This is a genomic window from Streptomyces sp., assembly GCF_036566765.1.
GTDB lineage: Bacteria > Actinomycetota > Actinomycetes > Streptomycetales > Streptomycetaceae > Streptomyces.
This window is the reverse complement of sequence record NZ_DATCVQ010000668.1, coordinates 1-3352: the sequence shown is the minus strand read 5'-3', so window position 1 is coordinate 3352 and position 3352 is coordinate 1. Positions and strand designations below refer to the sequence as shown.

Here is a 3352-nt window from a genome sequence, read left to right as displayed (position 1 = left end):
GGCGCCACCGCCTCGATTCGCCGCCCGCACGCCGACGGCTACCAGGTCTTCGCCTCCGGCGAACGGACCGACGTCACCGAACAGATCGTTCCCGACCTCGGTGGCTACGTCTCCACCACGGCGGACGTCAACCGCTTCTTCCAGGGCCTGCTCGGCGGCGAGCTGCTGCCCGCGGCGCGCATCGCCGAGATGCGGGACACCGTCCCGGTCGCCAAGCAGTTCGAGACGTTCTGGCCCGGCGGGCGCTACGGCCTCGGCCTGGTCAGCCGCCCCCTGACCTGCGGCGGCAGATACTGGAGCCACGAAGGAGGCGAAGCCGGCTACATCACCCTCAACGGTGCCACCGACGACGGCAGCCGCACCGTCACCGTCTCCATGTCCACCAGCTTCAACGACCTCAACAAAACCCTCCGGCAGCACAAGACCGCCAGCAAGCTCGTCGACCGCGCGCTGTGCAACACCTCCCGCGCAAGAGGGGGAAACTGACCGCCCCAGGCTTCCACCCCCGACCAGCGGCGGGCCGCCATCCGACCCCGGCCGCCATCCGCCTGCCGCGGACCGCCACAAGCCGCTCCCCCGCAGCGGCACGGCCCTCACGGGCGAAGATTCATGAGCCCGCGCCGCATCCGGCCCGGCCACCTGCCACCGCGCCCGGCGAGCAGCCCGGTCCGCACAGCGGGCGCAGCCAGCACAGTGGGCGCACTGGGCGCAGCGGGCGTGATGGCGCTCTTGGAAAACGGCTCTGTCCGCAGTTCCGTGAAACGGGTCGGCAGGGTGGCCAGGATCGATTGTCATCGGGTCGTGGCAGAGTGCGCGGTCATGGACACCGACACGTTCTGGGACGTCATCGAAGCCGCGCAAGCCGGGGCAGCCGAAACGGGCGAGCGATTTGACGAGGTCCTCGTCAAGCAGCTCGCGGATAGACCGCGGCAGGAGATCCTGGAGTATGCGGAACGCTTCGACGAGCTGCACGACGCTCTGTACCGCTGGGATGTGTGGGCGGCTGCTTACCTCATCGGGGGTGGGTGCTCCGACGACAGTTTCATGGACTTCCGAGCTGGGGTGATCGCCTTGGGCTGTCAGTGGTACCAGCGCGTGGCCACCGACCCGGACAGCCTCGCTGGGCATCCTGATGTAGTGCAGGCTGCGAACGTCCGTGACCGTTCCGAGGTGCTGTTCTACGAGGACGTGAACTATGCAGCCAGCGGGGCGTTCGAGCGGATCACGGGCGATGCGGATGCCTTCTACGAAGCCTGGCACGGCTTCCGTGGGGCTGCTGCAGAGAGCGTCAACGTCGTTGATATGGGCGAGGACTTCGACTTCGACGACGACAAGGAGATGAGGCGTCGACTTCCCCGCTTGGCCGCCCTGTTCCTTGGCCTAAACCCCTGAAAGGGGCTCCCGTGGTTCCGTGATGCTCATGGATGGGTGAGGATGCGAGTTCGGAGGAGTTCGAACGAGGCCCGGCCGTACATGGCTCGCTTGAGCGTTTTCACCCTGTTTACATTGCCTTCGACCGCTCCGGAACTCCATGGCAGAGTCAGTCCGGCGGTGACGGCATCGAGGTCCTGGCGGAGGAAGCCGGCGAAGCCCTGCATCGGCTTCGGGGCGTCCTGCTCGGCCTGCCGGATCCACTCCAGCAGCAGGTAGCCGCGACGGTGGCGGACCAGGTCGGCGAACGTCCGGGCGAGATCGCAGGCCCGGGTGATGTCCGGGCAGGCGAGCCGGACCTGAAGCAGTCGCTCGTCCTGGCTCTCGGTGAGCGTCTCGCGGGGTCGCATGATCCAGGATGTGATCTTGCGGGGGCTGGGGATGTCGGCCTTGACCGGTTCGGCGGTGCCCGCCCGCAGGGCGGCGAGGTGTTTGCGGACGACCTGGCGGCTGCCCCGGTAGCCGCGGGTCTGGATCTCCAGGAACAACTGGGTGCCGTTGACCTGGCCTTGCGCTTCGGTGAAGCGGGTGTTCAGGTATGCCTTGAACGGTTCCAGCACACCGTTGGGGCGGCGATCGCAGGCGGAGGCCAGCAGCTCGTCGAGATCGGTGTCACGAAAACGCCGCACAGTCTTGCGGTCGAGGTTCAGCCGGCGGGCGATGGCGCTGATCGTCCAGCCCTTCTCCAGCAAGCGGTGGATGTCTTCGTAGCGGTGACGGGTGCGTTCGATGATCTGGGTGCGGGGCAGTTCGGCGGGCGGTAGCAGCATCGGGGGCGGCTCCGGCACCTTGGTCACCGACTCCTCCTCGGCGTGTTTGCGCAGGCAGTTGCGGTGCTGGTGACAGGTTTTCTCCATTGCCGCGGACAGGTTCTGCAGCAAGTGCCAGCGATCAGCGACTTCCAGGGCGTTGGGAGCGGCTTCCCTGACCGCCTTCGTGTAGGCGGTGGCCCGGTCCCGGCAGATGATCTCGGCTCCGGGATGCTCGGTCAGCCAGGCCGCGAACGTCTCCGAGGTGCGGTCCGGCAGCACGTCCACGACTCGGCCGGCCTCGACGTCGACCAGCACGGTGCCGTAGGTGCAGCCTTGCGGAAGGCGAACTCGTCCACCCCCAGCACCCGCGGGGCACGGTCCGGTACCGCCGGCGCCGTCAGCAGCCGGGTCCGGCCCGCGGCCAGCCGCAGGCGTCGGCACAGCCGTGCGGCGGGACGGCCGCCGAGCTCGATCGCGATCGAGCGCAGCCAGCCCGTCAGCCCGGTGCTAGAGCGGCGGTGCCGCTCGGACAGGCCCGGCACCTGCTCGACGAACGTCTTGCGGGAACAGGCCTTCCGGTCGCAGAAGTACCGGCGGACCTGCAGCCGGACTTTGACCCGGCGAGGGCCCAACGGCCGCTCGTCCAGGGTGCGCTGGTAGGTGCTGTGCACCCGTCTCGACTGCTTCCGGCAGTCCGGGCACCGGCCCGGAGGAGCCGTCGACACCGCCTCTACCACCAGGACGCTGGAGGCGTCGCTCACCCGTTCCACCCGCACATTGATGCCGGGAAACAGCACATCCTCAACCGTCTTGCTCGCCACGGCAGGAAACACTCTGCCGAAACGATCCGCCGTTCCCGCCGCTGACCTGGCGATTCACGGAACTGCGGACAGAGCCTGGAAGGCTCTGACCGCTCTTCCGTGACGGCCACGTCAGAAGGACGGCCCCGCCCAGACATGCCAAACCACCTCAGCGGCGCATCCGAGTGACCTATAGTGAAACTAATTGGCAACTGGTTAACGATTGGTTTGGGTGTGCTTCCTTCCGTAGAAGACATGCGTGCGCGGTGGACGGCGCGGCATCCGGACATGGACACCTCCCCGATGGAGGTGATCGGGCTGATCCGGCGGGTTCACCTGCTGCATGAGCGGGCGTTGCGTCCGTTGCAT

4 protein-coding genes are annotated in these 3352 nt (G+C 67.6%); 2 read left to right on the top strand and 2 right to left on the bottom strand.

What is annotated here, in order from left to right; all coding sequences use genetic code 11:
• Both VIU94_RS38860 and VIU94_RS38855 read left to right on the top strand, forming a co-directional pair.
• Window positions 1–486, top strand: a 486-nt coding sequence (locus VIU94_RS38860) for a serine hydrolase (RefSeq protein WP_331919352.1), incomplete at its 5' end; no start/stop codon positions are given.
• A gap of 333 nt (window positions 487–819) precedes the next feature.
• Complete coding sequence (locus VIU94_RS38855) at window positions 820–1392, top strand: DUF4240 domain-containing protein (RefSeq protein WP_331919350.1); 573 nt, start codon at window positions 820–822, stop codon at window positions 1390–1392.
• Window positions 1393–1418: 26 nt separating this feature from the next.
• Here VIU94_RS38855 and VIU94_RS38850 read toward each other — a convergent pair whose 3' ends face one another.
• Both VIU94_RS38850 and VIU94_RS38845 read right to left on the bottom strand, forming a co-directional pair.
• The gene (locus VIU94_RS38850) at window positions 1419–2462 is read right to left on the bottom strand and encodes an ISL3 family transposase (protein WP_422664594.1); all 1044 of its coding nucleotides are present in this window, start codon (window positions 2460–2462) and stop codon (window positions 1419–1421) included.
• Window positions 2420–2908, bottom strand: coding sequence for a transposase family protein (locus tag VIU94_RS38845; RefSeq protein ID WP_331919354.1), 489 nt, complete (start codon window positions 2906–2908; stop codon window positions 2420–2422). The genes VIU94_RS38850 and VIU94_RS38845 overlap by 43 nt, the downstream gene beginning before the upstream one ends.
• Window positions 2909–3352: the final 444 nt, after the last annotated feature.

Bases quoted from the DNA above. Each gene is read 5' to 3' on its own strand.
- VIU94_RS38855 (WP_331919350.1), top strand. From the start codon at position 820: ATGGACACCGACACGTTCTGGGACGTCATCGAAGCCGCGCAAGCCGGG.